At 67.6% G+C, this 26,006-nt stretch carries 28 protein-coding genes; 13 read left to right on the top strand and 15 right to left on the bottom strand.

Features of this window, described 5'->3' with window-relative positions; all coding sequences use genetic code 11:
* Positions 1-1,533, top strand: a complete 1,533-nt coding sequence (locus ETR14_RS04415; protein ID WP_129383544.1) for a DHA2 family efflux MFS transporter permease subunit — start codon at positions 1-3, stop codon at positions 1,531-1,533.
* 45 nt (positions 1,534-1,578) lie between these two features.
* On the opposite strand, the gene ETR14_RS04410 is transcribed toward ETR14_RS04415, so the two are convergent.
* Together ETR14_RS04410 and ETR14_RS29500 are read right to left on the bottom strand one after the other, a co-directional pair.
* Positions 1,579-1,902, bottom strand: coding sequence for a YnfA family protein (locus tag ETR14_RS04410; protein WP_129391308.1), 324 nt, complete (start codon positions 1,900-1,902; stop codon positions 1,579-1,581).
* Between the two features lie 60 nt (positions 1,903-1,962).
* On the bottom strand, positions 1,963-2,097 hold the full coding sequence (locus ETR14_RS29500) for a hypothetical protein (RefSeq protein WP_256370195.1): 135 nt from the start codon (positions 2,095-2,097) through the stop codon (positions 1,963-1,965).
* Between the two features lie 175 nt (positions 2,098-2,272).
* Between ETR14_RS29500 and ETR14_RS04405 the strand changes: the two genes are divergently transcribed.
* From ETR14_RS04405 to ETR14_RS04385, 5 genes are all read left to right on the top strand, one after another.
* On the top strand, positions 2,273-3,136 hold the full coding sequence (locus ETR14_RS04405; protein ID WP_129383543.1) for a flagellin: 864 nt from the start codon (positions 2,273-2,275) through the stop codon (positions 3,134-3,136).
* A gap of 200 nt (positions 3,137-3,336) precedes the next feature.
* Positions 3,337-5,388 carry a glycoside hydrolase 43 family protein gene (locus ETR14_RS04400; protein ID WP_206185965.1) on the top strand — a complete coding sequence of 684 codons (2,052 nt, stop codon included), beginning with the start codon at positions 3,337-3,339 and terminating at the stop codon, positions 5,386-5,388.
* Between the two features lie 112 nt (positions 5,389-5,500).
* Positions 5,501-6,280 carry a hypothetical protein gene (locus ETR14_RS04395; protein ID WP_129383542.1) on the top strand — a complete coding sequence of 260 codons (780 nt, stop codon included), beginning with the start codon at positions 5,501-5,503 and terminating at the stop codon, positions 6,278-6,280.
* Between the two features lie 87 nt (positions 6,281-6,367).
* The gene (locus tag ETR14_RS04390; RefSeq protein WP_129383541.1) at positions 6,368-6,760 is read left to right on the top strand and encodes a GFA family protein; all 393 of its coding nucleotides are present in this window, start codon (positions 6,368-6,370) and stop codon (positions 6,758-6,760) included.
* Positions 6,761-6,899: 139 nt separating this feature from the next.
* Complete coding sequence (locus ETR14_RS04385; protein WP_129383540.1) at positions 6,900-8,063, top strand: alpha/beta fold hydrolase; 1,164 nt, start codon at positions 6,900-6,902, stop codon at positions 8,061-8,063.
* 92 nt (positions 8,064-8,155) lie between these two features.
* Here ETR14_RS04385 and ETR14_RS04380 read toward each other — a convergent pair whose 3' ends face one another.
* On the bottom strand, positions 8,156-8,566 hold the full coding sequence (locus ETR14_RS04380) for a VOC family protein (protein WP_129383539.1): 411 nt from the start codon (positions 8,564-8,566) through the stop codon (positions 8,156-8,158).
* The gene (locus tag ETR14_RS04375) at positions 8,563-9,171 is read right to left on the bottom strand and encodes a pyridoxamine 5'-phosphate oxidase family protein (RefSeq protein ID WP_129383538.1); all 609 of its coding nucleotides are present in this window, start codon (positions 9,169-9,171) and stop codon (positions 8,563-8,565) included. Before ETR14_RS04375 ends, ETR14_RS04380 begins: the two co-directional genes overlap by 4 nt.
* 75 nt (positions 9,172-9,246) lie before the next feature.
* Here ETR14_RS04375 and ETR14_RS04370 point away from each other — a divergent pair, with 75 nt between their 5' ends.
* On the top strand, positions 9,247-10,140 hold the full coding sequence (locus tag ETR14_RS04370) for a LysR family transcriptional regulator (RefSeq protein WP_129383537.1): 894 nt from the start codon (positions 9,247-9,249) through the stop codon (positions 10,138-10,140).
* Positions 10,141-10,215: 75 nt separating this feature from the next.
* Here ETR14_RS04370 and ETR14_RS04365 read toward each other — a convergent pair whose 3' ends face one another.
* Entirely contained in the window at positions 10,216-10,608 is a 393-nt protein-coding gene (locus ETR14_RS04365) for a nuclear transport factor 2 family protein (protein WP_129383536.1), read from the bottom strand.
* A 270-nt stretch (positions 10,609-10,878) separates the two neighbouring features.
* Here ETR14_RS04365 and ETR14_RS04360 point away from each other — a divergent pair, with 270 nt between their 5' ends.
* Complete coding sequence (locus ETR14_RS04360) at positions 10,879-11,148, top strand: DNA translocase FtsK (protein ID WP_165356310.1); 270 nt, start codon at positions 10,879-10,881, stop codon at positions 11,146-11,148.
* Positions 11,149-11,159: 11 nt separating this feature from the next.
* On the opposite strand, the gene ETR14_RS04355 is transcribed toward ETR14_RS04360, so the two are convergent.
* Positions 11,160-12,065 (bottom strand): LysR substrate-binding domain-containing protein, encoded by a 906-nt coding sequence (locus tag ETR14_RS04355; RefSeq protein ID WP_129383534.1) that lies wholly within the window; start codon positions 12,063-12,065, stop codon positions 11,160-11,162.
* 269 nt (positions 12,066-12,334) lie between these two features.
* Between ETR14_RS04355 and ETR14_RS04350 the strand changes: the two genes are divergently transcribed.
* Complete coding sequence (locus ETR14_RS04350) at positions 12,335-13,030, top strand: type 1 glutamine amidotransferase domain-containing protein (RefSeq protein ID WP_129383533.1); 696 nt, start codon at positions 12,335-12,337, stop codon at positions 13,028-13,030.
* A 110-nt stretch (positions 13,031-13,140) separates the two neighbouring features.
* On the opposite strand, the gene ETR14_RS04345 is transcribed toward ETR14_RS04350, so the two are convergent.
* The gene (locus tag ETR14_RS04345) at positions 13,141-13,788 is read right to left on the bottom strand and encodes an HD family hydrolase (protein ID WP_129383532.1); all 648 of its coding nucleotides are present in this window, start codon (positions 13,786-13,788) and stop codon (positions 13,141-13,143) included.
* A gap of 325 nt (positions 13,789-14,113) precedes the next feature.
* Between ETR14_RS04345 and ETR14_RS04340 the strand changes: the two genes are divergently transcribed.
* Entirely contained in the window at positions 14,114-14,356 is a 243-nt protein-coding gene (locus tag ETR14_RS04340) for a hypothetical protein (RefSeq protein ID WP_165356309.1), read from the top strand.
* A gap of 86 nt (positions 14,357-14,442) precedes the next feature.
* Here the strand turns inward: ETR14_RS04340 and ETR14_RS04335 are convergent, their stop codons facing one another.
* The gene (locus ETR14_RS04335) at positions 14,443-14,937 is read right to left on the bottom strand and encodes a nuclear transport factor 2 family protein (protein WP_243455759.1); all 495 of its coding nucleotides are present in this window, start codon (positions 14,935-14,937) and stop codon (positions 14,443-14,445) included.
* Positions 14,938-15,109: 172 nt separating this feature from the next.
* On the opposite strand from ETR14_RS04335, the gene ETR14_RS04330 reads away from it, so the two are divergent.
* A complete protein-coding gene (locus ETR14_RS04330; protein ID WP_129383530.1) occupies positions 15,110-16,231 on the top strand; it encodes a sensor histidine kinase in 1,122 nt (373 codons plus the stop codon).
* Positions 16,228-16,992, top strand: a complete 765-nt coding sequence (locus ETR14_RS04325) for a LytTR family DNA-binding domain-containing protein (protein ID WP_129383529.1) — start codon at positions 16,228-16,230, stop codon at positions 16,990-16,992. The genes ETR14_RS04330 and ETR14_RS04325 overlap by 4 nt, the downstream gene beginning before the upstream one ends.
* Here the strand turns inward: ETR14_RS04325 and ETR14_RS04320 are convergent.
* The 7 genes from ETR14_RS04320 to ETR14_RS04290 form a co-directional block, all read right to left on the bottom strand.
* Positions 16,941-17,834, bottom strand: a complete 894-nt coding sequence (locus ETR14_RS04320) for a CPBP family intramembrane glutamic endopeptidase (RefSeq protein ID WP_129383528.1) — start codon at positions 17,832-17,834, stop codon at positions 16,941-16,943. The genes ETR14_RS04325 and ETR14_RS04320 overlap by 52 nt on opposite strands.
* A 46-nt stretch (positions 17,835-17,880) precedes the next feature.
* Positions 17,881-18,663, bottom strand: a complete 783-nt coding sequence (locus ETR14_RS04315) for a hypothetical protein (RefSeq protein ID WP_129383527.1) — start codon at positions 18,661-18,663, stop codon at positions 17,881-17,883.
* Positions 18,664-18,850: 187 nt separating this feature from the next.
* On the bottom strand, positions 18,851-19,582 hold the full coding sequence (locus ETR14_RS04310; RefSeq protein WP_243455758.1) for a LytTR family DNA-binding domain-containing protein: 732 nt from the start codon (positions 19,580-19,582) through the stop codon (positions 18,851-18,853).
* A complete protein-coding gene (locus tag ETR14_RS04305) occupies positions 19,579-20,709 on the bottom strand; it encodes a sensor histidine kinase (RefSeq protein WP_129383526.1) in 1,131 nt (376 codons plus the stop codon). The genes ETR14_RS04310 and ETR14_RS04305 overlap by 4 nt, the downstream gene beginning before the upstream one ends.
* Positions 20,710-20,803: 94 nt before the next feature.
* On the bottom strand, positions 20,804-21,703 hold the full coding sequence (locus ETR14_RS04300; protein WP_129383525.1) for a nuclear transport factor 2 family protein: 900 nt from the start codon (positions 21,701-21,703) through the stop codon (positions 20,804-20,806).
* A gap of 178 nt (positions 21,704-21,881) precedes the next feature.
* The gene (locus ETR14_RS04295; RefSeq protein WP_129383524.1) at positions 21,882-22,427 is read right to left on the bottom strand and encodes a hypothetical protein; all 546 of its coding nucleotides are present in this window, start codon (positions 22,425-22,427) and stop codon (positions 21,882-21,884) included.
* Between the two features lie 46 nt (positions 22,428-22,473).
* Positions 22,474-24,681 carry a triacylglycerol lipase gene (locus ETR14_RS04290; RefSeq protein ID WP_129383523.1) on the bottom strand — a complete coding sequence of 736 codons (2,208 nt, stop codon included), beginning with the start codon at positions 24,679-24,681 and terminating at the stop codon, positions 22,474-22,476.
* A 352-nt stretch (positions 24,682-25,033) separates the two neighbouring features.
* Between ETR14_RS04290 and ETR14_RS04285 the strand changes: the two genes are divergently transcribed.
* Positions 25,034-25,999, top strand: coding sequence for a retroviral-like aspartic protease family protein (locus ETR14_RS04285; protein WP_129383522.1), 966 nt, complete (start codon positions 25,034-25,036; stop codon positions 25,997-25,999).
* Positions 26,000-26,006 lie beyond the last annotated feature (7 nt).

The following is a 26,006-nucleotide window of genomic DNA, read 5'->3' as shown; positions in this document are numbered from 1 at the left end:
ATGGCCGGCAAGCCCGATGATGCGCGGCCGCTGACCGGAGTCCGGCTGCTGCTCGCCGGCTTCACGCTGGCGGTCGCCAATTTCATGGTGGTCCTCGACACCACCATCGCCAACGTCTCGGTGCCGCACATTGCCGGCGGCCTCGGCATCGCACCGTCGCAGGGCGTGTGGGTGATCACCTCCTATGCGGTCGCCGAGGCGGTGGTGGTGCCTCTGACCGGCTGGCTCGCCCAGCGCTTCGGCGCGGTGCGCAGCTTCGCCTTCGCGCTCGCCGGCTTTGCCTGCTTTTCGCTGCTCTGCGGCCTGTCGAGTTCGCTCACCATGCTGGTCGCCTGCCGGATCGGCCAGGGGCTGTGCGGCGGTCCGCTGATGCCGCTGTCGCAGACTCTGCTGCTGCGCATCTTCCCGCCCGAAAAGCGTGCCCAGGCGATGGGCATGTGGGCGATGACCACGGTGGTCGGGCCGATCGCCGGGCCGATCCTCGGCGGCTGGATCAGCGACAATTGGTCCTGGCCGTGGGTGTTCTTCATCAATCTGCCGGTCGCCGCCGTCGCCGTGTTCGCGGTGCTGCGCCTGCTCGGCAGCGCCGAAACCGCCACCCAGAAGCAGCCGATCGACACCATCGGGCTCGGCCTGCTCATCCTCTGGGTCGGGGCGCTGCAGCTGATGCTGGATCTCGGCCGCGAGCATGACTGGTTCGCCTCGGGGATGATCGTCACCCTCGGCATCGTCGCGGTGATCGGCTTCCTCGTCTTCATCGCCTGGGAACTGACCGAGGAGCATCCCGCCGTTGACCTCAAGGTGCTGCGGCATCGCGGGTTCAGTTTCAGCGTGCTTGCGCTCGCCTTCACCTTCGCGACCTTCTTCGCCAGCGTCGTGATCCTGCCGCAATGGCTGCAGACCTCGCTGGGCTACACCGCAACCGAAGCCGGGCACATCACCGCCTTGAACGGCGTGTTCGCGCTCGTCCTCTCGCCCGTCGTCGCGCGCCTCGTCAACAAGGTCGATCCACGCGCGCTCGTGTGCTTCGGGATCAGCTGGCTGGCGATGACGTCGCTGCTCCGCACCCAGTGGAACAGCGGCGCCGATTTCTGGACGCTGGCACTGCCGCAATTGCTGCAGGGGATCGGCATGCCCTTCTTCTTCGTGCCGCTGACCACCTTGGCGCTCGGCGCCGTGGAGCCGCGCGAGACCGCCTCGGCGGCGGGATTGATGAGCTTCCTGCGCACCCTCGCCGCGGCCTTCGGCACCTCGGTCGCGGCGACGTTCTGGGAAAATCAGGCGCACGGCAACCGCGCGGAACTGGTCGGCGAGCTCCACGACACGGCCGGCACCGTCGATCGCCTCCGCCACGCCGGTTTCAGCGAGGGGCAGGCCTGGGGCATGATCGAGCGGCTGCTCGATCAGGAAAGCCTGATGCTCGCCACAAACCATCTGTTCATGGTCGCCGCCTGCTTCTTCGCCGTGGCCGCAGCGATCATCTGGCTGGTGCCCAAGCCGCGTGGCGCCGTGCCGATGGGCGCGGCGCACTGAGGGAGAGCCTGCTCCCCGCGGCATGACGGTTGTCCCCTCCGGCGCTCAGGCCGGCCGTGGTCCCCACAGGATCACCGCCGCACCGGCAAGGCACAATGCCGTGCCGAGGCCATCCCAGCGATCCGGTCGTACCCCTTCGGCGAGCCACAGCCAGAGCAAGGCGGAGAGGATGTAGATGCCGCCATAGGCTGCATAGGTGCGCCCGGCATGGTCCGCGTCGACCCGCGTCAGGAGGAAGGCGAACAGGCACAGCGAGGCGACCCCCGGCACCAGCCACCAGGGCGATTTGCCGAGCTTCAGCCAGGCCCAGAAGGCAAAGCAGCCGGCAATCTCGGCGAGTGCGGCCGCGACATAAGCAAGGACGGTCATCCCGCCGGTCTGGCAGATCGGCGCCCTCGCCGTCGAGGGTGAGGTCGTCATCGTGGACCTTCAAAACGAATACGCGTCGCGGTTCCATCGGCGGTCTCCGGTCGGCGTGGCATCGGCGGCGCCGCTTTTCCATTGCGTATCAAGTGCATGGTCGCGACACATGATCGCCTGCCATGTCAATGCGGCAGTCGCCATCCTCGCAGTCGAGGGCAGAGCAGTCGCCGTCGGCAAAAAAAGCGCGTCGCCGGGCGGCAGGATGAAGATTCTCTTTCCACAATGAGGATGCGGCTCGTTCTTCGCAGGCCGTCGGCTGGGGCAGCGGTCTGGCCCTCGGTCTCTGAACGGGACTGCCTTCTTGATGGGGGAATGAATGGCATTTTCTGTGAACACCAACACCGGTGCGATGGCGGCTCTGCAGAGCCTCAACGCGACCAACAAGGGCCTGGACCAGGTTCAGAGCCGCATCAACACCGGCCTCAAGGTGTCGTCCACCAAGGATGATTCCGCGTCCTACACGATCGCGCAGACCTTGCGCGGCGACCAGGGCGGACTGCAGGCGGTGAGCTCCTCGCTATCGCGCGCCAAGAGCGTGACCGACGTCGCAGTTGCCGGTGCGGAATCGATCTCCGACATCGTCAATCAGATGAAGCAGAAGGCCAAGCAGGCTTCGGACGACGGCATCGATTCCGAGAGCCGGATCGCGATCAACAAGGATTTCGAAGCGCTTCGCGACCAGATCAAGACGATCGTGGATTCCTCGACGTTCAACGGCACCAACCTGCTCAAGGCTTCGGGCGGCACGGTCACCGCGCTCAAGTCGATCATCGACGCCGACAGCGCTTCCGGCACCTACACGCCGGACCAGCTCTCGGTCTCCAACCTCGAGCTCGATCTCGGCAAGTCCGGCGGCACCTTCGAGAAGCTGACCACCGGCAGCAAGATCGATACCGCGGCCGACGCCAAGACGATGGTCGCCAATCTCGAGATCATCGGCAAGAATCTGAACGGCAAGCTCAGCACCCTGGGTGCTGCGTCGCGCGCGATCGATGCGCAGGCCTCCTACACGAGCAAGCTCTCCGATGTCGTCGAGAGCGGCATCGGCAGCCTCGTCGACGCTGATCTCGCCAAGGAATCGGCGCGTCTGCAGGGTCTCCAGGTCAAGCAGCAGCTCGGCGTTCAGGCGCTGTCGATCGCCAACCAGGCGCCGCAGTCGATTACTTCGCTGTTCCGCTAAGGCCGCCTCGCGGGCCTTCAAGGTTCGCGCTGACGAAGGCAGGGGCCGGAGCGGGCGACCGCTCCGGCCCTTGTCGTGTCCCGCCTGCCTTACCCGCCGGCCCCTCCACACTGGCCGTGTGTTCCAATGCGTGTCGAAAGGCGATGCTTTAGCCTGTCAGCCGTGCGAAAGCGCTCAGAAATGGGGCGAGGAGAAGCGCGATGAGGCGGATGACGTGGCTGTTGGCGGGTTCGTTGGCATGCACCGCGGCGCTGCCCGCCTCAGCCCAGACCTGGACCGCCGACAACGGCGATGGCACGTTCACCAATCCGCTCTTCTATGACGAATTTTCCGATCCCGATCTGATCCGGGTCGGCGACGATTATTATCTGACCGGCACGACCATGCACGTCATGCCGGGGCTGCCGATCCTGCACTCGCGCGATCTCGTCAACTGGCGGCTGCTCGGCTACGCCTTCGACCGGATGGATCTCGGCCCCGACATGCGGCTCGAAAGCGGCAAGAGCATGTACGGGCAGGGCATATGGGCGCCGAGCTTCCGCTATCATAACGGCACCTTCTACATCTTCTCGAACATCAACGGGCACACCACCCAGGTCTTCCGCGCGACCAATCCCGCGGGTCCGTGGACCCGAACTCCGATGAAGCGCTCGCTCCACGATCTCGGCGTGCTGTTCGATGATGACGGCAAGGTCTATGTCGTCTGGGGCTATCGGGAGGTGCGGATGGCGCAGCTCAACGCGGCGTTGGACGACATCGTGCCGGGCACCGAGCGGGTGATCATCCGCGCAGACCAGGGGATGGGCGAAGGCGCCCATCTCTACAAGATCGAGGGCCGCTACTACATCACCAGCGCCTGGTATTCCGGGCGGATGCGCATGCCGATGGCGCGCGCCGACGCACCCTACGGCCCGTACGAGGTCAACCATGCCGTCAGCCTCGACGAGGGCTGGGGGAGCGCGGTCGGATACCGGCACCGGGGGGAGCCCAAGCCGCCGTTCGACATCGTGCCGCCGACGACGACGCCGGGCCGCAACGTCCTTCACCAGGGCGGCTTCGTCCAGACGCCGCAGGGCGAATATTGGGGTTTTTCGATGACCGACTTCAATTCGCTGGGGCGGCTGACCGGGCTGTCGCCGGTGACATGGCAAGACGGCTGGCCCTATTTCGGATTGCCCGGTAACCTCGGTCGCACGCCGCGGACCTGGATCAAGCCCGCGACCGGGGTAAACCAGCGGCCGTTCGCCCCTTATGTGCGCAACGATGATTTCTCCGGGCCGCACTTGGCGCCGGTCTGGCAGTGGAACCACCTTCCCGACGACACACGCTGGTCGCTGCGGGAACGGCGCGGAATGCTGCGTCTGCACACCCTTCCGGCCAGCGACCTTATGTCGGCGCGCAACTCGCTCACCCAGCGGGCGATCGGTCCGCAATCCTCCCCGACGACACTGCTTGAAACCAGGGGGCTTCGGGACGGGGACGTCGCCGGACTGGCTTTGCTCGGGCTGCCGTGGCGCACGCTCGGCGTGCGCCGGGACGGAAGCACGATGACCATCGAATTCCGCGACCAGCAAGGCGAGAAGACCATCCGGCTCCCCTTTGCCGGGCAGCGTATCTGGCTTCGTGCGGACTGCGATTACCTTACCGAGCAGGCGCATTTCTCCTACAGCCTCGACGGCCGGCGCTTCGCGCCGATCGGCGCGCCGTTCGCGATGGCGTTTCAACTGCGCACCTTCCAGGGCATCCGCTACGCGCTGTTTGCCTTCAACGAACGTGGGCGGCCTGGGGGCTATGCCGATTTCGATAGCTTCGCGGTTGCCGAACCCAATGCGAAGGGGCTGATGCGCCCCCTTCCGAAAGACCGGTTGGTGACGCTTGCGCTACAGGGCTCCGCCTTGAGCCTGAGCGCGCAGGAAGGCTCCATCATCGCGGCGAGCGGCGCAGAGGCAACTCGCTTCCGGGTTCGCGACATGGGCGCGGGGCGCGTGACGCTCTCGCTCGGCGACGCGCATCTCTCGATCAACGGGACTGGCGATGCCTGGCTCAAGCCCGGAGCGGCGGGCGCAAGCGAGACGTTCCAGTGGATGGAGACGGTCTATGGCGAGCCGATGTTGCTGTCGCTGGCCACCCACCGCTACCTCACCGTTGATCCGCTGAGCGGGCAGGTCTCCGCAACCAGCCCCGGCGCACGCGCCGACCGCGCCGATCATGCGCGGTTCGTGGTCACCGAGATCGGCGACCCGAAGCCGTAGAGGACGGGCGGAAGCACGACGGGCGCAAAGGAGATGGCGGCGCTCGACCGGCGGTGGCGCATCCCGCCCACTTGCTATATGCTTGTTCTGGGGAACAGATAGGGGAGGCGACATGGCCACGCTGACGGCGGCACGCGGGCAGGACGACCGCTTCTTCCTCACGCTTTCGATCGCGATGGCGCTCACCATCGTCGCCGGCTTCTCGCTGCAACTCGCCATGGGCCGCTCGAGCTTCGCATCACCGATCCATGTCCACGTCCATGCCTTGCTGTTCTTCGGCTGGGTGACGCTCTACGTCGCGCAGAACGTGCTGGTGACGCGGGGATCGATTGCGCTCCACCGCCGGCTCGGCTGGCTCGGCGCAGGCTGGGCGGCGGCGATGGTCATCGTCGGCATCTTCACCACCGCTACGATGGTGCGGAACGGCACAGCGCCCTTCTTCTTCGAGCCCGCCTATTTCCTGCTGATGAACTCGCTGAGCATCCTCTGCTTCGGTGGCCTCACCACTGCGGCGATCCTGCTCCGCCGCCGCACCGAATGGCACCGGCGGCTGCACGTCTGCGGCATGGCGATGCTGACCGGACCCGCCTTCGGCCGGTTGTTGCCGATGCCTTTGCTGATCCCTTATGCCGGCTGGGCGGTGTTTGCGGCGCTCCTGCTCTGGCCGATGCTGGGCCTCGCCGCCGACCGCAGCCGCCGTGGCCGCGTCCACCCGGCCTGGTGGTGCGGCCTCGCCGCAATGGCTGCGACCCAGCTGGCGATGACGCTCGTCGCCCACAGCCCGCTCGGCCTCCGCCTCTATGCCGCGGTGACCGCAGGCACCCCCGGTGCCCGCGTTCCTCCGCTCGATTTCCCGCCGCCGCCTGCGGGTCCGCTGATCACCGGCCGGTAAGAGCTGCCGCGCATTTCCTCACCGGGAGGGTGAAGGAGCTTCTCGCCGGGAACCGGGTTGGTGTGGGAAGCGAGTGAGGGATCCGGGATGGACGCGACAACGGGCGGCTGCCTCTGCGGCAAGATCAGGTTGACGATCATCGGCGAGCCCTATCGGGTCGGCATCTGTCACTGTCTCGATTGCCGAAAACATCATGGCGCCCTGTTCTTTGCGGCGGCGATCTGCCCGCTCGATGCCGTCGAAATCGAGGGTGAGACGCGCGCGTATGAAGGGCGGCATTTCTGTCCCGAATGCGGGTCGTCGGTGTACGCCCGCTATGGCGACGAGATCGAGGTGCATCTCGGAGCGCTCGACGCACCCGATCGCTTCACGCCGACCTACGAGAACTGGATGATCCGGCGCGAGGCCTGGCTGCCTGCCTTCGCACTGACGAACCACTATCGGCGAAACCGGGAAGGCACGGGCCGCAGGGAAGACTGAGCGCAACGTCCGATTACATCCGAGGTCATTGCCTGCGTCGGCTCAATCGAACATTCTTCCTGTTCGCTGATCGCGAGGAATAGCCGGAGAGAGCGTTTTGACCCGACCTCATGAGGATATTGCAAGGCCCAGCCTGACAATGGCGACCGTTGTGGAACGCGTGCTGGATCGTGCCGTCCGCCGCGTCAAACGTCCAGGCAGCGTCCTTGGCATCATCGCAACCTTGCTGGTGACGAGCCAAGCCGCAGCAGCGCCGGCCGCGGAAGCCTCGAGCCGCCAACAGGCAGTCGATGTCGTACGCGAATTGCGCCGGATCGTGACGCCCGACGGTGTCGATCGCAGCCAATTCGTCCGTATCGGCGGCATCGATCAGTTCGTCAGCATTCGCAATGCAGACCGCCGCAATCCCATCCTGCTCATTCTTCATGGCGGTCCCGGGTTCCCGACGGCGCCTCTGGCGTGGTGGACCACCCGCGGCCTCGAGGAATATTTCACGGTCGTTCACTGGGATCAGCGCGGCGCCGGCAAGACCCATCTCGCCAACGGTCCGAAGGCGGTCGCGCCGACGATGAAGCCGGAACGCTTCGTCGACGACACCGAGGAACTCGCGCTCTGGCTCCGCAGGGAATTCGGCAAGGACAAGCTGTTCGTTCTCGGCACGTCCTGGGGCAGCTATGTCGGCCTGGAATTTGCGCGCCGGCGCCCGCAATGGCTCCACGCTTACATCGGCATGGGGCAATTGGCGAACAGCCCTGAAAGCGAACGGCGCGGCTATGCCGCCGCGCTCGCCGCCGCGCGAAAGGCCGGCAATGCGGAGGCGATCGCCGAACTGGAAAGGATCGCGCCCTATGCCGCTCCGGGGAGGCCGATCCCGCTCGAAGCGATCAGGATCGAGCGCAAATGGTCCGACTTCTTCGGCGGCGTCATGGCCTACCGGCCTCGTCAGGTGGACGGCATCGGCGCACGCCTGTCACCCGAATACACTGACGAGGAGGCGCGGCGAGTTTATGACGGCAACGGCTTTTCCCAGGATTTCCTGTTCAGCCCCGTCCTGACGCTGGATTTCAGCCACGTCACGCAGCTCGATTGTCCGCTCATCCTCTTCGCCGGCCGGCACGACCGTACCGTCAATTCCGAGGTCGCCAGGCAGTGGTTCGATCGCGTTCGCGCCCCCGCCAAGAGCTTCGTCTGGTTCGAGAACAGCGCCCACGAGATCATGGTCGAGGAGCCCGGCAAGTTCCTGCTCTCGCTCGTCCAGGAGGCGCGGCCGCTGGCAGCGCGGGTCGGCGACGCCGCACCTTGATCGGTGCGGCTCGGAAGGCAACATTCTGACGCGCCACACGCGATGGCACGGTGGTGGCTGGAGCAAGGCGGCAATCGCGACGGCGTGTCGGTTCAGGCGAAGGGCGTTGCGAATTCGAGGCGGATCCCGCCCGGGATGAAGACCAGGAAGTGCCGGGTCGTAGCCCCGGGCCGGATCGGCTGCGGCGCGACGTCGACGATCACGCCGGGATGCGCACGCACTCTCTCCCACGTTTCGTCCAGCGCTCCGTCGTCGGCAACGGCGAGCGAGAGGTGATGCAAGCCGATATTCGTCCGCCGATCGAAGGCGCGTGCGCTGATCGGGTCGGCCGCTCGCCACAAGGTCAGCAGGACTGCACCGTCGGAGACGAAGATCGATGGGTAGGCCGGCACGCCGCCCACCTGGTCGAAGCCGAGCGTCTCGCAGAAGAAGGCGCGCGCCGCATCGAGATCGGGCACGGTGAGGCCGATATGATGCACACCGCGGGTGAGTCTGTTCGTCATTGATTTTGCCCCTCAAGTTCGGCCAACCGCGCGCGCAGACGTTCCACCTCGGCGACCAGCGGCGCTGTCGCCGCGGCGATCTCGGCTTCGGTGAAGCGCCGGGTGATGTGCTGCGGGCAATTCCAGTCTAGGCCGATCACGTCGATCAGAAATGCACGCTCCGCCTCCGCGCTCTGGCCGCGCACGGTTACGGCATCGAGGTCCGCCGGATCGGTGCTGATCCGCGCGCGTCCGATCAGCTTCAACCGGCGGCGGTTCGGATAATCGATCAGGAACAGCGACACGCGCGGATCGGCGCTGAGGTTTGCCGCCGAGAGATATTGTCGGTTGCCGTCATAGTCGGCGAAGCCGATCCGATTGCCGGCAATGCGACGCAGGAAGCCCGCCGGTCCGCCACGATGCTGCACGTAGGGCCAGCCGTCCTCGGTCACCGATCCCATGTAAAAACTGTCGCGGGCCGCGAGGAAATCCGCCTCCCGCTCGGTGAGAAGATCGAGGGCGCCGGCTTTCGCTTCCATCCGGGCATAGGAGGCGCGGGAGCCCGCCGCCTCCTGACGCGCCCGGGCGCCGGGGCCGAACATCTCGCGGAGATAGGTTGCTGCCATGCGTCGGATGTAGACCGTTGCCGCAGCCGAGATAATGAGCGATATTTGTTGCTCACCATTTCAGATGGAGCAACAATGGATCGGTTCGACACCCTGAACGTGTTCGTCGCCGTGGCGGAGCAGCGTGGCTTCGCCGCGGCGGCGCGCACGCTTGGTATGTCGGCACCGGCTGTGACTCGTGCGGTGGCGCGGCTCGAGCGCCGCCTCGGCGTCACCTTGCTCCATCGCTCGACCCGCGCGGTGTCGCTCACCGACGAAGGCGCCGGCTTCCTCGATCGGGCGCGGCGGATCCTCGCCGATCTACGCGAGGCGGAGCAGCTTGCGATGGGCGGCCGGTCGGTTCCGGGCGGCCAGCTCTACGTCACTGCGCCCGTCGTGTTCGGGAGGCTGCATGTGCTGCCGGAAATCGAGGCTCTGCTGAGCCTGCATGAGAGACTGACCGCACGTTTGATGCTGGTCGACCGAAACGTCCGCATCGTCGAGGAAGGCATCGACGTCGCGGTCAGGATCGGCGCGCTTGCCGACAGTGCGCTGCGTGCAGTCGCGATCGGTGTCGTGCAGCCGATGGTCGTCGCCAGTCCCACTTACCTGGCGGAGAACGGAGCTCCGACGGAACCCGCGGAGTTGCGCGAGCACCGATGCATCGTCGGTAGCGGCGTGCGGGTCGGCAGCGCCTGGCCGTTCGGCGCCGACGGACGCAGGATCGTGGAGGTCGCGCCCCGCCTTACGGTGAACAGCATCGACGCCCAGATCCGCGCTGCCGAAGCGGGATTGGGCCTCACCAACCTGTTGAGCTACCAGATCGCGGACGCGCTCGCCGCCGGGCGGCTCGTCCCCGTGCTGGCCGCGCACGCGCCGCCGCCTCTGCCGGTCAGCCTGCTCTACGACGCCGCCCGCGCCGCCATGCCGTCGGTGCGGCTGTTCCTCGACGCCATGCGCGCCCGGGCGCGGCGCCAGGCGTGGGGGTGAGCGAAAGCGACCGACGCTGAGCGCTCCTGCGCCGCTTCCGACCTGGCAGCAGGATCACTCGCAGCCCGAAAGCAGCTACAGCGCGAGCAGGACCCAAAGCCGCGCGATCCTGCCGTCGACGATTTCGGCCGTATCGATCCCCGTGACCGTCGGTGCGGTGCCGGCCGTTCCGGCCTGCCAGCGCAACGAGGCCATTCCGTGGTGACCCAGGGCACTGCCTTCGGGAACGAAGCGGAAGTCGCCGCCGAACCGCGTGAGCAGGGCGCCGGCCACATCGGCGATTGCCGCGCGGCCGTGGATGATCGCATCCGGTTCGTACATTACCGGCTCTTCGGCGTAGAGTTCAGCGATCGCCGCCGCTCGCCGCGCGGGGTCCCGTTCGTTGAACACGCGCTGCAGGTTGGAGCGAAGCAGGTGATCATAGTCCGGCTCCGTTGCGGTTGCGGTGGTCGGTCCGGCATCTGACATGGGTGCGCCTTTCGGAACGCCGTGATTGGCCCGCCCGATCTTGATGGGTCCGTGCGCAAGCGGGAAGATGCCCGATAGGGTAATCCACGCCCGGCGCGTGCGGAGCCATCCAGCACCCATGGGCGGCCTGGATGCGAGCGCGCCGCCACGCGCCTTTGCAAGTAGCCGCATTCGGTGCGCGACGTCCGAGGTGGCCCGTTGCGGCTTGATCGCAACCTCTGCCCCGCCGATCCACCTTGCCATCCCGCGACGCTCGGTTACCCTCTGCCCGTGACCGTCCTGCTCCCGCCCGATGCGCCGTTGCCGCCTCCGCCGCCGCCCCAGCGACGCTATCTCGAGGCACGCAATTTCGTGATCCTCTCCCGGCGGGCGTCCGGAAGTCACCTCGCGCGCAATCTCGGCATCGGCTTCAATGAGGCCATGACACACCTGGAGCGCATGGAGCGGGCGGGCATCATCTCGCATCCGGATGACCAGGGCAGGCGAGAGGTTCTGGCCCGGGATCCCAGGTCCGGACCGACGATTCGCGACGTCGGATAACCGATTGCCGCTCAGCTTCCGCCGGTCTCGGCCGCTCGGGCGGCGACGAGGCGATCGATGTTGCGCAGGAACACCGCCAGCACCGGCGATGGATTGTCGGCGCGGTAGCCTGCCGCGATCTCGATCACCGGGCCGTTGCCGGCCAGCGGGCGGCTGACCAGCGAAGCGGGCAGCAGCGCCTGCACGTAGGCCGGCAGCAGGGTGACGCCCTTGGTCGAGGCGACCAGCGATATGCCGGTTGCGTAGCTGTCCAGATGATGGCTCGCCGCCATGGCCAAACCGCGCTCGCGGAAATAGCGCTCGACGATCCCGCGCAGGACGTGGGGCGTGTCGGAATAGCCGATGAATTCCTGCGGATCGATGGCGCGCGGATCGATCTCCCGCCGCGCTGCCAGCGGATGCTCGCGCGGCAGAATGACCGTGATCGGTTCGTGGGCGATGATCTTGTAGGTGACATCCGGCTGCGGTTCGATCCTCGAGAAGCCGAGGTCGATCTCACCGCTCTGGATCGCGGCCCCGATCGCCGGCGAGAAGTCGCTGGTCACCCGGAGATCGATCGTCTGCAGTTCGCTCCGCAGCAGATTGCTGACGTGCCGCAGCCATTCGACTTCCTGGCCGGTCAGGAAACCGACGGCGAAACTGGCCTTCGCCGGCCGCGCCGCGCGCCGCGCTGCGGCGATCGCCTCGCCCGCCTGGAGCAAGGCAAGGCGGGCATGGTCGAGGAAGGCGCGTCCGGCCGGCGTCAGCGTCACGCCGCGCGGCCCGCGCACCAGCAATTGCGCGCCGATCTCGAGCTCCAGGTCCCTGAGCTGACGGCTGAGTGACGGCTGCGACGTGTGCAGCCTCTGCTCCGCGGCGACGGTCAGGCTACCGGTCTCCGCCACGGCGACGAAATAGCGAAGGTGTCGCAGCTCCATCCGTCATGCCTTACAGGCATGGCAGCCCGACATGCAAAGTCTTTGTAGCAGCTCCGCCGCGCGGCTATCTCGATAATGTCGAGAACAGCCGACCTGCCTCCAGGTTATGGCGGGCGCCCACTGGAACGATCGCTTGCAAGCTGCGGGAACAGGTTCCCTGCGCACGCGAACGCACGCATCCGGCGGACCGTCTCAGCGAAGGGAGAGGGCGCGGCTCGGCATCACTCGCCGCCGACAGATTGACGGCGGCATTCATGAGGAGACGAACAATGACCAAGATCCTGATCGTCCTGTCCGCGGCCGACACCTGGACCCGCGCCGATGGCTCCAAATATCAAAGCGGCGTCTGGGCCGAGGAATTCGTCGTCATGGACGAGAAATTCATCGCGGAAGGCTGCACCGTCGACATCGCCACGCCGGGCGGAGTCGCGCCGAAGATCGATCCGCACAGCATGAACCCCGACGTGGTCGGCTTTGCCAACGTCGATCACTTCCGCGCCTATCTCGAGTCGATCGCAGAACGCCTCGCCCATCCCCTGGTGCTGGCCGATGTGGACGGCCGCCGCTACGACGCGATCGTCATTCCCGGCGGCCACGGTCCGGTCGAGGATCTGTACAAGGATGCCGACATGGGGCGGATCCTTGTCGAGGCGGATCGTGCCGGCATCCTGATCGCGCCGGTCTGCCACGGCCAGGCGGCCTTGCTCGCCGCCCGCGGTACTGACGGCAAATGGCTGTTCGCGGGGCGGGCGATGACCTCGTTCAGCGACGAGGAAGAGGTGGAGCTCGGCACTGCCGACAACGCGCCCTGGCTGCTTGCCGATACGCTCCGCAAATCGGGTGCGCGGTACGAGAAGGGACCGAACTGGGGCGCCCATATCGTCCGCGACGGCAACCTCCTCACCGGCCAGAACCCGGCCTCGAGCGCGCCGCTCGCCGACGCCGTGCTCGCTGCCCTGCGCTGATTTGCACTAGGCGGGCGGAATGGCGGGGTCGGTGCTTGCCGGCCCTGCCGTTCCGAGCCGAGCGGTTCAGGCGCCGATGGACACGCTCTGAAATCTTCGGCGCTTTGGTGCTATGCACTGAAGGTCTGAGACGTGCCTGCATCCGCGCGCTCGTCCGCAATCCGGCGACGCGTCTGCGCGTCGACGTCGGAGCGCATCTGCCGCAGCAGAGGGTGGCGGTCGGTGATCTGGCGCCCGTAGCTCAGGTTGAAGCGGTAATCGAAGCCTGCGGGGTTGGCACCGATCAGATGCTGCAGCATCGTCTCTATCTTGTCCAAGCCCTTGGCGATCAGGCTCTCCGGCGAGCCGCAGGACTCATAATCCTCGCACAGCGCCTCGACCCGGTGCCGAAGGTCTTCGGGGAGCGGCGCGCAAAGGTCGCGAAGCGCCGCCCGCTCGCGCGCCTTTCTGCCGTCGGCGGGCCCCTGACAGGGGGCCGGCACGTCGCCGGTAATCGCCTCGGCGAGATCGTGAACGAGGCAGAGCTGCAGCAGGCGGACGAGATTGATGCCGTCGAGATCGTCGGCCAGCAGCATGGCCAGCAGGCCGAGACGCCAGCTGTGATCGGCTGTGCTCTCCTGACGTCCGCTCGCCGTCCTGCCGCTCCGCAACGTGTCCTTCAGCGCTGCCGCCGACTGCAGGAAACAGACGATGCTCTCCAGCCGAGTCGGGTCGATGGCTTGGGCGAGGGACGGATCGGGGCGTTGGTCGCTGCTCATCCCCGGTCACTATCGCTGCCCGGGCGGGGACGAGAGGGATAAAATATTCGCGGCCGTCAGCGAACGTTGAGAAGTCGCGGTGCCTGCCGCCATTCATGCGAGAGCACCCGATCCCGCGTGGGTAAGCCTCCACTCTCCGAGGCTTGTGGGGGGCTGCGGACGAAGCTTAAGGTCCGATCGCGACCGCAACGGAGTCTTGAAGCGGATGAGAGTGCTGCTGAGCGTCCTGCCCCTTGCCGCGTTAGTCGCATCCTGCTCCACGGCGGAGGAGGCGTCGCCGCAAGCAGGCGAAACGCGTCTCTGCACCGCAGAAGAGGCGGGGGCAGTGACCGCCGCAAAGGCGGCCGAGCTGCTGAACGCGGTCGAGCAGAGCGACGGCCCCGATCGTGCCGCCGCCTGCACCCGGTTCGGCGCGGTGATCGAGGATGGGAAAAAGGCCGGCATAGCGGACACGCCCAGCTGTCGCTGGGACGATCGCAACAGCAACGGCAACCCGCGCTTCCTGATCTCCCTCCACCTGACCCAGCTCAAGGGCCAGGCGCGCAAGATGTGCAGGAACCTCGATTAGCCCGCGCCAGGACGAGTCCGGAATTTCGGCCGGATCGTGCCGCAAGGACCGCGGGGCAGGGCGCAACAGCGCCGACGCCGCCCATCTCAGGGCGAAGGGTTGCGATCGGACGTGGTCGGGGCGACAGCCGGCTTGGGCCACCACAGCGCATTGACGATCAGCCATCGCTCGCCGAAACGCCCGAGATGGAAGAAGTCGACGAACCAGGGCGTCTCGACGCGGGCGACGGCGGCATTCCCGGCGATGTCGAGCACCCGGACCGACCGCTCCCACTGCGCGCGCGGCGTCTTGAGGACGCCCTGCGCCGTCAGGGCGATCAGTTCGTCCGCGGACATCCGCCGCAATGGGAAGAGCTCGCGCGCGGTCGCGGTCTCGCGCGCCACCGCCCGCTTTGCGAGATCCGGGTGAAGCGCCTGCGCGACGCGTTTGACGTCGCCGTCGAGCTGGCCGTCCACATAGTCGCGCGCCACGCTTTCGATGGCCGCGACAGCGTGTGGGTCGAGCTCCGTCCGGGTCGCCGCCGCCGACGAGCCCGCCTGCACCGTGGCGGCCGCGATTGCGAGCGCCGTCATCCTGTTCATGCTATTTCTCCCTGCCGGTCCGGCCTGCCCTAGGGAGAGGCGGCGGGCGGGGCCGCCCCGCTGCGACCGATCGCGCCCGGGCGGCGCGCAAGCGGCAGGCGCGCGATGAAGCCGGTCCTGGCTGCGACCGGGCTGGACGCGCCGCCGCCCTCGATGCTGTACTCCCGGCGGCATGACGGACCCAATCCACCTTTCCGCCCGCACCGACCTCCGGCAGGCGATCGCGCTCACGGTCGCGACCTGGACGCTTTCGGCGATCCTTTACCTGATCCCCTATCATCTGTTCAGCGGCGTGACCTTGTACGTGTTCGTCACCGTGCTGCTCATCTGCACCCTGGGCACGACCCTGTCCGCCGCCATCTATATGGTCGTGCGCGCCACCCGGCGCCGCCACCCCGCCGCGCGTCTGGCGGCGCTCGGCATCGCCGTCTTCGCCGCCTCCGGCCTACTCGCCCTTATCGATGCCGCGACCGGCGAATGGATCGCCCGCCTCGCCGTATCGCCGCAAAGGCCGGTGCCGTTCGCGCTGCGGGCGACCAACAACTTCGTCGCCTTGGTCTGGCAGTTCGCGCTGCTCGGCGCCGCCTTCACGGTGATCGAGGCCAACAATCTGGCGCGCGACCGGGAGCGCGAGCTCGCGCTGGCGCGGGAATTGGCGAGCAAGGCCGATGCGGCGGCGAGCGCCGCCCGGCTAGCGGCCTTGCGCTACCAGCTCAACCCGCATTTCCTGTTCAACACGCTCAACGCCATTTCCTCGCTGATCGTCACGCGCGACTATGAACCCGCCGACGCGATGCTCGGCAAGTTGTCGGAATTCCTCCGCGCGACGCTGGCGGCGGCGCCCGAGGGGGTGATTTCGCTGGAGGACGAATTAGCAACGCTCCAGCATTATCTCGAGATCGAGAGCGTCCGTTTCGGCGAGCGCCTGGAGGTCGCGTTCGTCTGTCCCGCCGCGCTCAACGACGCTCTGGTGCCGAGCTTCGTGCTCCAGCCCCTGGTCGAAAATGCGGTCAAATATGGCGTCGCGCCGTCCGCCGAGCCGGTCTCGGTGCGGGTGGAGGCGACAGCCGATGGCGACACGCTGGTGATCGTCGTCGAGGATGACGCGGTCGCCGCGGACACGCCGCCAAAGCCGGGCACCGGCCTCGGCATCGCCAACATTCGCCAGCGCCTGCACACGCTCTACGGAGGCGATGCGACGCTCGAGACGGGGCGGCGCGACCGCGGCTTCGTTTCCGTCTTGCGCATGCCGCTCGCGCGGCGCCCGGCCGTCGTTCAGGAGCGTGCGGCATGAGCCGCCTTCGCGTTCTCCTCGTCGACGACGAGCCGCTGGCCCTGCGCCGTCTGGCGACCTTGTTCGATGATATCGACGACACCGAGATCGTCGGCACCGCCGCCACCGGTCGCGAGGCGGAGGCGCAGATCGGCGCGCTGAGGCCCGATCTGGTCATGCTAGACATCTCGATGCCGCAGAAAAGCGGATTGCGGGTCGCGTCCGACCTGCCCGAGGCGGAGCGGCCCGAAATCGTGTTCGTGACCGCGTTCGAGCAATATGCGCCCGACGCCTTCGAAGTCGAGGCCGCCGACTATCTGCTGAAGCCGGTGCGCTTCGATCGGCTGCGCCAGGCGGTCGGCCGTGCCCGCCGTCGCCGCGCCCTGCGCGATGCCGAAGACCGGCTCGCCGCGCTTGCGGAGACCGGCTCAGCGAAGGGCGCGGATGCGATCTGGGTTCAGGTTACCCATGGCCAGGTGCGCCTGCCGATCGATCAGATCGAATGGATCGAGGCGGCGAAGGATTACGTCCTGCTCCATACCGCCACCCGCAGCTACATCCATCGCATCTCGATGACGGCGCTGGAGGCGCTGCTCGACAGCGAGGGGCTGATGCGTGTCCACCGCTCGACCTTCATACGGCCCGCATTGGTTGCCGGAATCGAACGGCTGGGCCGCGGTCTGATCGCGCTGAAGATGGAGGACGGGGCGGTGGTGCAGGTGGGGCCCAGCTATGTCAGGGCGGTGCTGGCGCGGCTGGGCTTGGCCCGGGAACCCGGCTGAAACGGGGCCAGCGTGACCAGCGCCCCGACCGCGAGCAGCGCGACGAGCGGGGTGAGGGCGCCGAATTCGCCGACGAGCCACGGCGTCAGCGCGTCGGGCACGACCGCCGACGGCCACATCTCCTGGGCGAAGCTGTTGTGGGCGCCGTGGGCGAGCACGCACGGCCAGACGCTGCCGGAACGCAGCCGCAGCCAGGCCATGAACGCGCATAGCGGTAAAAGCATCGCGGCGAAGCAGGCGATCGAAAACCACAAAGGAGCCGTCGCACTCCGATAGTCCGCGCCGATCATCGCCGGCAGGTGATAGAGCAAGGTCACCGCCCAAGTGATCGCGGTAATCGCGGGGAGGCGATGCCGCACTGCCAGCGCGGGCACCAGATAGCCGCGCCAGCCGAGCTCCTCGCCGACCGCCGCGATCATCGCGAACAGCACGTTGACGCTCGCCAGCATCAGGAACCCCGCCAGCGGCGTGGCCGGCAGGCCCCAATTGCCGGCCGCCTTCGGCCACCAAATCATGGTGACGGTGCCGTGACCGCCGGCGATCGCGATCAGAAAGGGGATCGCGACGATCGCGAAGGTGACGCCATAGGCGATGCCGAGATAGCACGCCGGTCCAAGGCCCCAGCCGAACCCGCGCAGCGTCCGCGCGGATCGCAGCCGGGTTGCGAACGCGGCGAGAGCCGGCGTCCACATGATCGCCAACATCAGCAGCATCGCCGCCGGCCCGCGCGGGTCGCCGATCCGGATCAGGAGCAGGGTGAGCAAGACGGTCGCCGCCGCGACCAAAGCGAGGAACGGCACGATCGGGCGCTGGCCGGATCCGGCCGCAGGGTTCATGTTCATCGAAGCAACCTTGATTGAGCTGAGGAAGGGAGCAAAACGGTCCCGCTCAATAGACTTCGATCCAGCTCTCCTTGGGCAGGAACTGGTTCTGGCTTCCCCAGCAATAGAGCTTGTCGCGCTCTGCGCTGCCGGCGCCGCGATCGATGTGGAGCCGAAACCGCATGCAGCGGAAGCCGCTCTGCTTTTCCTCGCCGATCTTGGTGATCCGGCCCTTCACCACGCTGCCGGACCAGGTCCGGCTCTCGCCCGCCGCCATCGCCTCCATCATTGCGGCTACGTCGATGCCGCGCGCACCGTTCGGATTGAATGCATAGCCGTGGAAGCCCTCATTCTCGAACCCGCCTTCGCAGCCGAAGCATCGCACCCGCGCGAGTTCGTCATAGGCCTTGAACTCGGCCAGCTTGTCCGCCGGCTTGGGCAGTTCGTGCGGGTAGCGGACCGACGGGGCGCGCTGCCCCCGCGGGGCGCCTGATTGGTGCATCACGGTCGGCTGGCCGGTCTCCGCTTCCGCTGCGTCCGAGCTGGCGGCTGACGCGCTCTGCTCGGCGCATGCGATCGCGCCGTCGGCCGCCCGGCGCGCGGCGGCGCGGGCCGTGCCTTGCAGGTCTGCACCAAGATTGCCGTCGCCGCGCACCCGGCCCATCACCGATCCGAGCAGGCCGGAACCGCGTGCCGCCGAGAGCAGGCCGCCAAAGCCCTTCTTCTTCGGCGTGACCGATGGCGCCGCGCAGCCGCCGTCCTGCGCGATCGCGGGCGTGGCGAAGGACGCGGTGGCGATGCCGGCAGCGAGCGCGGCGAGCCGCAGCCTGCAATGTGATCTTTTCTGCATGGTACCTCCCGATTGTCTCGGGTGATGGATGGCGCGCCGCCGCCGCCGAATCAGCCGCAGAGGGCCGAAAGCCGCGCGCTGCGCGCCCGATCTGGACGCGTGCGACGAACGCCGCCCGCGTCGCGTCGAAAGCGCAGGGTAGGCCGTGTCCGGTGAGATGGATAAGCGGGGGCGAAGCTGCCCGCGCTCAGCGCCCGAGCTTGTCGAGCACTGGGCGCACGTAATTGGGGCCGACGGCGACCACCGCCCCGTCGGCCAGCACCAGGTTCATCAGCCAGCGCCCGTCGCGCTGCACCTCCGTGACCTTGGACAGGCGGACGAAGGCGGAGCGATGGACCCGGGTCAGTTGCTGCGGATCGATCCGCTCGGCCAGCGCCGACATAGTCGATCGATAGAGATAGCTGCGCAGCGGCGTGTGCAGCATCGCATAATCGCGCGCGGCCTCGATCCGATCGATCTGGTCGACGGGCACCCGCACCTGGCCGGTCCGGGTCGGCACCCACAGAGCATCGTCATAGGGGCTTGGCGCGGCGGCCGGCGCATGTTCGGCGGCGCGTCCGGCCTGGCGCCGGCGGGCGCGCTGAACCGCTTCGCGCAGCCGGTCGAAGCGGACCGGCTTCAGCAGATAATCGGCCGCCTCCACCTCGAACGCATCAGGCGCGAAATGCTCGAAGGCGGTGACGAACACGATTTCTGGCCGCCGGTCGAACGGCAAAGCCGCCGCCACCGCCAGGCCACTCAGCTCCGGCATTTGGATGTCGAGCATGACGAGATCGGGCGAAAGCGCGGCGATCGCCGCAGTGGCTTCGATCCCGTTGGCGGCCGTGCCCACCACCGCCACGTCGGGGATGTTGCGGAAAAAGGCGTCGAGCCGCTCGAGCGCCGGCGGCTCGTCGTCGACCAGCAGTACCCGCATCATGCGACCCGAAGATCCGGCACGTGGCGGGTGCCGAGCGGAAGCTGGACGGCGACTTCGAACCCGATCGCCGGACGGGTCGTCTCGATCGTCGCCGCGGGTCCATAGACCGATCGCAGCCGCTCCTGGACGTTGGCCAGGCCGATGCCGAAGCCGGGCGCCGCAGCCGGAACAGCGGCCGGGCCGCCGCCGTCGTCGGCGACGACGATACGGAGCTGATCGCCGACCGCCCGCCGCACCCGCACCGAGATCGTCACCGCACGGCTGGTCGGCGCCACGCCATGCTTGATCGCATTCTCGATCAGCGGCTGAAGCAGGAAGCTCGGCACCCGTGCATCGGCGAGATAGGCCGGGCAATCGACCTCGAAATCGAGCCGGTCGCGCAGCCGGAATCGCTCGATCTCCAGGTAGTCGGCAACCGAGGCGAGCTCGTCCTGGAGTGCGATCAGCGCATCCGGATGGGCCGCGAGCGTCGTCCGCAGGAACTCGGAAAGCTTGGTCAGCATGCCCTCGGCCGCATCGTTGCGGCCGGTCACGACCATCGACGAGATCGCGTTCAGCGTGTTGAACAGGAAATGCGGATTGAGCTGGTAGCGCAGCGCCGCCAACCGGGCATGGGTCGCGGCCGCTTCCGCCTGGGCGGCGGCGAGTTCCGCTCTGGCGGCCGCTTCCCGCGCCACGGCGAGCTCGCGCTCGCGGGCCTGCAGCTGTGCGTGGCCATGAAGGACGAGGTGCAAAGCGGCGGTGAAACCCAGCAGCAGGGCGAACAGGATCAGATTGCCGCTCGCGCCCAGGAGCACCGGCCGGCTCGGCGCCGCCGGCTCGAAATGCGCCATCAGCGCGCGGTCCTTCGCCGCGTCGGCCAGCGCGATCAACCCGGCCAGCACGAGCACCGCCGCCGCTAGGCCGGCCCCGCGCAGCCATGCGGACCGTGCTGCGAGCCGGCCCGCGATCCGGTAGAGAAGTGCCGACGCCGCCAGGCCGATGATCAGGGTCGATCCGATGTTGAGCAGCATCGCCGGCCGAGGCGGACCGCCGATGACGAGCAATGGGAGCAGGATGAGGCAGAGCGCGGCGGTCCACATCGCCGCGGTGAGCGCGATCGCCTGCCTGCTGACGAGTGAAATCATGAATGCATCCCCGCTGTCTCGGTCGACTATAGAGCCCTGCCGGCCGCGTGGGGGAGCATTTCCGTCGCGGGATCCGCGGTTTTCGTCGTTGCCGTCATTCGGCGATGTACCGCCATGGTGCGTCGCGGCCGTCGCGCCGCCAGATGGTGAAGAACGGCACGGAGCGCTTCCGCGCCGGATCGTTCGACCAGATCCGCCCCCAACTCAGCCCCAGATCGCCGCTCCCGGCGACCAGAACACCGTCGGGCGCCCAATGAACGGGGCTGGTCGGCGCATCGCCCATGCCGCGGGCGATGCTGGCCGCGCCCAGGGTGAAATCGGCGCCTTCACCCATGTTGATCGCATCGTCGCGGCCATATTTGGCGAAGGCCGGGCCGAGCCCGATGCGCTGCGCCTCCGCGGCGAACGCGCGCTCGGCGGCATCCAGGCTCGCTGCATCGCCGGCGTGCAATGCCGGATCGGTCTCGCGTGCGGATACGGGTTGCGGCAGCAACGGCGCGAGCGTCGCCGCGCGCGGACGGCCGGCACCTGGCACCCGTTTGAACGCGGCGATCCGCCAGCCGCTCTCCCGTCGGATCCAGTAAGCCAGATATTTCGCCGGGCGGATCGTCCCGTCAGCGGCGTGGACGCCGATATGGCCGAGCGTGAACCCGTGAAGGCCGTCGGCCGACACCCCGACGCGCAGCGGCGTCCAATCGGCCGGCCGCGCGCCGCCATCCTCCTTCTGCATGCCTGCGACCAGCGCCGCGCCGGTGGTCGGCATTTCGAGCCCGGGCATCGGCGCCACGATGCGCTCGTCGAGCAGGCCGAGCAAGGCCGCCATGCCGTCCCCGGCCGCACTTGCGGCGCCGAGCGCCCGTTCCGTCTTCGACAAAGCGTCGGCGGCAGCGCGAGGCGTGTCCTCCGGCGCCGCCGCGAGCAGAAAGGGGGCCGCCACGGCGCACAGGAGGCCGGCTCTGGCGATGGCGAACGCGGATTTGTTCTGTGTGGGCACGGTCGTCCTTTCCTGATGAACGAAGGGTGGGGTGGATCACGCACCGGCGATCGGTAAGCTGCCCGCGTCTAAGGCCGCGATGCACGCGATGAAGATCGGCGGCTCACCCCGCGATGCACCAACGCGGCCACCAAGCTCGGCTTGAGGACCGCCAGCAGCGCCTTGCACCGTGCGATCGTCAGCGGCGCCGAAAGGCCCAGCGGCTGGCGCCGCCCGAAAGGACAAATCCGTTACCGCCAGGCTGGATGTCGTATCGTTCGGTCGCGGCCGGCAGCGGCGCGCTGCCGCGGCGGCCGCAGCTGGTCGTGAAGCTGCCCGTGCCGCCCGCGATCGCGAAATCGAGCTTGGCGCCGGCCTGGCTGACCCGGCCTTGCTTCACCTGCGTGGTGGTGATCGTGCAGCCTTGCTTCTCGGCATGGCGCCTGACGATCGTCCATCGGAAGCGGCCGTCGGCGTCGACCGCCAGCGTCATCGAGCGCGCCACCGGCATCATCACCGGCTCGGTCACGATGGTGGTGCGGGTCAGGGAACCGTAGCCCGTCGAGCCGCTGAGATTGGTGCCGGCGGTGACGCCGACATTGGGCACCAGCTTGACTCGCGGCGCAAGCACCAGCTCTTTGCCATTGCTGCTCTGGCTCCAGCGTCCGGTCAGTCCTGGCGCCTGCGCGGGCAGGGCGGATGCGGCGGCGATGCTCGCAAAGGCGAGCCAGCAAAGTCGTCTCATCGAAAGCACTCCCAACGGGATGAAGGATAGCGGCCGGCCGCTCCGATCAATTCGGGCTCGACCAGCTCGCGAGAATGACCTCGCGCGCGGCATCGCCGGCATTGTGCAGCCTGATCGTCCATTCGCCCGTGGCGACCGGTCGATCGACGAACAAAGATCGGAAGGGCTGGCCTGCCTGGGGCGTCGCGGCGAGGTTCGCGCCCGCCACCCTACCCTTGTCGTCGATCAGGGTGGCTGAAACGGTGCCGGCCGCGACGAAGGTCAGGCCAAGATTGCGCGCGTCGCGGACCGGCAGCGGCATGTCGATGGTCGCGCCGGGCGCGAGTTTCACGACCTTGGCGAAATCGGGTCTGCCTGGCTCCGGAGCCTCGGGTGCATCGTCGATCAGCAGGATCCGCGGCGCGCCGCCGCCGCCGCCGCTCATGCCGGTCTGCGCTCCGGCGGCTTTCGCCTTGGCCGGGCCGATTGCCAGGCGCGGCCTGACGAAGCTGGAAAATGGCGCGGTGTCCATCATGTCGGCGTGGGACACGTCCATCTGCATGGCGTCTTCGATCTGCCAGGTCGCCGACGGCACCGAGACGACCCCGTCGCTGGGATCCATCATAGAGCAGACGCTCCGCGAGGATGTGCCGGCAAGGGCCGAGAATTGCGTGCCCTTGCGCTGGGTCACCCTGGCGTTGAACTTCGCGACTCTGCTCGGCCGCATCTCTTCGACGGCCTCGAGAGTTTGACCGACGGCTTCGAGGGCGAAGCTCATCAGGTCCGCGCAGCCCGTGCCCATGTTCGGCGTGCCGAGCATCAGGAGGCGCGTCACCTGCGGCTTGCCGTCGGAATAGCTCGGCATCCAAGTATTGATATATTGCCGACTGATCAGGCCGCCGAGCGAATGCGCGACCAGGTCGACGTGCCAGGCGTTGCGTTCCGCCTGAGCATATTCGATGTACTTCTCGACATCCTGGGCATGGTCGAAGATCGTGTCGGTGCGGCCGGTACTGCCGAATTCCTCATCGATGTCCATTCGGCCATATTCGGATTTCTCGCCGACCGGATAGGCCTTCCAATCATAGGAATGGGTGGTGGTCAGGATGTTCTGCCACGATTCCCAGATGCGCCAATCCTCCCAGGCGCCGTGGACCAGGACCAGCGGACGCGGCGCGACCTTGAGGTTGTCGGTCTGCTCGTCGACCTTCTTGCCGCGGTCCTCGAGCTCTGCGCGGATACGCTGGATCAGTCTTGGACGGCCATCGTCGAACCAGGCATAGCCCGAGCTGTCCCAGGTGAACTGGACCTCGCGCTGTTCGCCGGCAGGGACGGTGACGGACAATTCCTCCATGCCGCTGTCCGGCTTGGCGCCGTCCCATCTGTCGCCCTTATAGGTTTCCTTGAAGCGGACGGTCGCCGCTTTCTCCTCGTCCCCGTCATTGGCGACGATTGCGGTAACCCGCACGATATTGCCGTCGATCGTCGCGCGCTGCTCGGGAATCTCCTGCCAGTCGTTCCAGCGCGGAAAGCGCATGTCCTCAAACTTGAGATCGGCCAGGCGCAGCGACGGGCCGCATCGGCGCAGGTTCCAGCTCAGCGTTTCGGTGACGCCGTGGGCCGAAACGGAGTGGCTGCCGGTCAGGCGGTTGGGATCGGAACGATCGACGCGATCGTCGCCGTCGCTGCCGAAGCGAATGCCGTCGATCTTCGTCGGCGTTTCGCCGAGTGTCTGATTGGTGCCCTTTTTGGGGGTGCACTGCCCCGAATAGCTCGCGCTCGACGATCCCGAGACCGTGCCCTCGATTTCAGGCAGAACCAGGCTGACGGTGTAATGGCCATCCTCGTCCACCCCAATGCTGACATCCGTCTCGAGCCCGCTGCCCTGCGCCCGAGTTTCGCTCTTGCTGACGAACTGACCGGAAACCTGGCGACGCTCCTTGGTGTGAGGGCAAACGTCCTGGTCGTGCGCGGACTTGGTCTCGGTCGAAACCGACGCCAAGTTGATATTGGCGCGGCCGGTGCTGAGGCCCGCCTCGGGCAGCGCTCGGACCGCGATCTGCGCAGCGTAGTTAGCGTTCATCACCCAATTGGTCGTTTCCGTGCCTTTGCCCGTCACGCGCTGGACCGTCTTGTTGTCGCTGTTCGACTGGGCGCGCGTATAGTTGATCGTTCCCGCCCACCCGCGGGTACACTGGGCGGCGATCGCCGGCGTGGCCGCGCCCGACAGGATCAATCCGGCGGTCACCGCCGGCAAGCTGCGCAAACTGATCATCGTTCCCTCCGTTCGGCCAAGGCCGTTCGAAAGGGCGTTACGGGGCGGCATGGCGGCGTGCATCGCCGATGCTCCGGATCCGGATCGCCGCGCGATGGGGGCGCCGGGTCGCGACGAGGGCCGTCGATCGAACGACGGAGACCGCCTGAAATGCCCTCGGTCACGGACGAGCAGGTGCGGTCGGCGTTTACGATCGCTCGAGGGACGGCGCCGTCGCACCCGAGTCCGTTTTCGTCGTGCGCTGCCGGTTCCGGCGAAGCGTGATCGGGCTTGATCGCTGCGGCGTGGAGTCGCCGCCGCGCCGGCCGTAGCCGAAATCCGTTCGCGGCAATCCGCCGCCCGGAGATCAGCCATGACCAGGATCGGTCGCCATTGCAGTCTCGCCGCATGCGGCTTTCTCGGCGCGCTCGCCCTCGCGCAAGCCGATGCGCGGGCCTCGGACGCCCCTCCCGCCGGGACGAACCCCGTTTCAGGCGCGCTCGAAATCCTGCCCTCGGGCCATGCCGTCGTCCAAGTGAGGCTCGGCGACTCGGCGCCCAAAAGGTTCGTCCTCGACACCGCGGCCAGCATCACTGCGATCATGCCGCGGCTGCGGGCGGAGATGCCCGGCCTCGCTGCCAAGGCCGCCGATCGGCCGCTGAACGGCGCCGCCGGCCAGACCCAGGTTGAGCTTGCGTCGATCGATCGGGTGCAGGTCGGCGGGTACAGATTCGGCGAACGGCAGATGCTGCTGATGCCGCCGGGGCCGACCGACGGGCTCGGCACCGACGGCATTCTCGGGGCTGACATCATCGCCGATTACGTCGTCGCGATGGACCTGCCGGGGCGATCCTGGAGGATGGCCGCGAAGGTCGAATCCGGCATGCTCGATGGCCTCACGACGTCGATCCCGTTCGTGCTCGACGATCAGCGCGCCCCGCGCCTGACGGTGCGGATCAACGGCGTCGCGATGCCGGCCGTGCTCGACACCGGCGCGCGCGGGACCATCATCAATTGGGCGGCGGCGCACGCGATCGGCCTCACCCCGGAAAGCCCCGGACTGGTTAGGGCGTCCGACATCAAGGGCGCGACCGCCCATGCGGCGGCGAGCGTCGAAGCGCCGCTCCGCGAACTCGCGATCGGCGATGCCCGTGCCACCAGCCCCAAGGTGCGGATCGCGGACCTGTCCGTATTCAAGGTGCTCGGCTTCGCGGGGGACCAGCCTGCGGTGATCCTCGGCATCGACATGTTCGCCGATCGCCGCTTCGTGATCGACCATCCCAGCCTTCGCCTCCACATCTCGCCGCCGCTCGTCACCGCTGCGGCGCCACACGCCTGACCAGAAA

This window comes from Sphingosinicella sp. BN140058 (assembly GCF_004135585.1).
Lineage (GTDB): Bacteria > Pseudomonadota > Alphaproteobacteria > Sphingomonadales > Sphingomonadaceae > Allosphingosinicella.
The sequence above is the reverse complement of the archived record's forward strand: the minus strand, read 5'-3'. Positions and strand labels throughout refer to the sequence as shown.

Bases quoted from the DNA above. Each gene is read 5' to 3' on its own strand.
- ETR14_RS04415 (WP_129383544.1), top strand. From the start codon at position 1: ATGGCCGGCAAGCCCGATGATGCGCGGCCGCTGACCGGAGTCCGGCTG.
- ETR14_RS04410 (WP_129391308.1), bottom strand. From the start codon at position 1,902: ATGACCGTCCTTGCTTATGTCGCGGCCGCACTCGCCGAGATTGCCGGC.
- ETR14_RS29500 (WP_256370195.1), bottom strand. From the start codon at position 2,097: ATGGCGACTGCCGCATTGACATGGCAGGCGATCATGTGTCGCGACCAT.
- ETR14_RS04405 (WP_129383543.1), top strand. From the start codon at position 2,273: ATGGCATTTTCTGTGAACACCAACACCGGTGCGATGGCGGCTCTGCAG.
- ETR14_RS04400 (WP_206185965.1), top strand. From the start codon at position 3,337: ATGAGGCGGATGACGTGGCTGTTGGCGGGTTCGTTGGCATGCACCGCG.
- ETR14_RS04395 (WP_129383542.1), top strand. From the start codon at position 5,501: ATGGCCACGCTGACGGCGGCACGCGGGCAGGACGACCGCTTCTTCCTC.
- ETR14_RS04390 (WP_129383541.1), top strand. From the start codon at position 6,368: ATGGACGCGACAACGGGCGGCTGCCTCTGCGGCAAGATCAGGTTGACG.
- ETR14_RS04385 (WP_129383540.1), top strand. From the start codon at position 6,900: ATGGCGACCGTTGTGGAACGCGTGCTGGATCGTGCCGTCCGCCGCGTC.
- ETR14_RS04380 (WP_129383539.1), bottom strand. From the start codon at position 8,566: ATGACGAACAGACTCACCCGCGGTGTGCATCATATCGGCCTCACCGTG.
- ETR14_RS04375 (WP_129383538.1), bottom strand. From the start codon at position 9,171: ATGGCAGCAACCTATCTCCGCGAGATGTTCGGCCCCGGCGCCCGGGCG.
- ETR14_RS04370 (WP_129383537.1), top strand. From the start codon at position 9,247: ATGGATCGGTTCGACACCCTGAACGTGTTCGTCGCCGTGGCGGAGCAG.
- ETR14_RS04365 (WP_129383536.1), bottom strand. From the start codon at position 10,608: ATGTCAGATGCCGGACCGACCACCGCAACCGCAACGGAGCCGGACTAT.
- ETR14_RS04355 (WP_129383534.1), bottom strand. From the start codon at position 12,065: ATGGAGCTGCGACACCTTCGCTATTTCGTCGCCGTGGCGGAGACCGGT.
- ETR14_RS04350 (WP_129383533.1), top strand. From the start codon at position 12,335: ATGACCAAGATCCTGATCGTCCTGTCCGCGGCCGACACCTGGACCCGC.
- ETR14_RS04345 (WP_129383532.1), bottom strand. From the start codon at position 13,788: ATGAGCAGCGACCAACGCCCCGATCCGTCCCTCGCCCAAGCCATCGAC.
- ETR14_RS04335 (WP_243455759.1), bottom strand. From the start codon at position 14,937: ATGAACAGGATGACGGCGCTCGCAATCGCGGCCGCCACGGTGCAGGCG.
- ETR14_RS04330 (WP_129383530.1), top strand. From the start codon at position 15,110: ATGACGGACCCAATCCACCTTTCCGCCCGCACCGACCTCCGGCAGGCG.
- ETR14_RS04325 (WP_129383529.1), top strand. From the start codon at position 16,228: ATGAGCCGCCTTCGCGTTCTCCTCGTCGACGACGAGCCGCTGGCCCTG.
- ETR14_RS04320 (WP_129383528.1), bottom strand. From the start codon at position 17,834: ATGAACATGAACCCTGCGGCCGGATCCGGCCAGCGCCCGATCGTGCCG.
- ETR14_RS04315 (WP_129383527.1), bottom strand. From the start codon at position 18,663: ATGCAGAAAAGATCACATTGCAGGCTGCGGCTCGCCGCGCTCGCTGCC.
- ETR14_RS04310 (WP_243455758.1), bottom strand. From the start codon at position 19,582: ATGATGCGGGTACTGCTGGTCGACGACGAGCCGCCGGCGCTCGAGCGG.
- ETR14_RS04305 (WP_129383526.1), bottom strand. From the start codon at position 20,709: ATGATTTCACTCGTCAGCAGGCAGGCGATCGCGCTCACCGCGGCGATG.
- ETR14_RS04295 (WP_129383524.1), bottom strand. From the start codon at position 22,427: ATGAGACGACTTTGCTGGCTCGCCTTTGCGAGCATCGCCGCCGCATCC.
- ETR14_RS04290 (WP_129383523.1), bottom strand. From the start codon at position 24,681: ATGATCAGTTTGCGCAGCTTGCCGGCGGTGACCGCCGGATTGATCCTG.
- ETR14_RS04285 (WP_129383522.1), top strand. From the start codon at position 25,034: ATGACCAGGATCGGTCGCCATTGCAGTCTCGCCGCATGCGGCTTTCTC.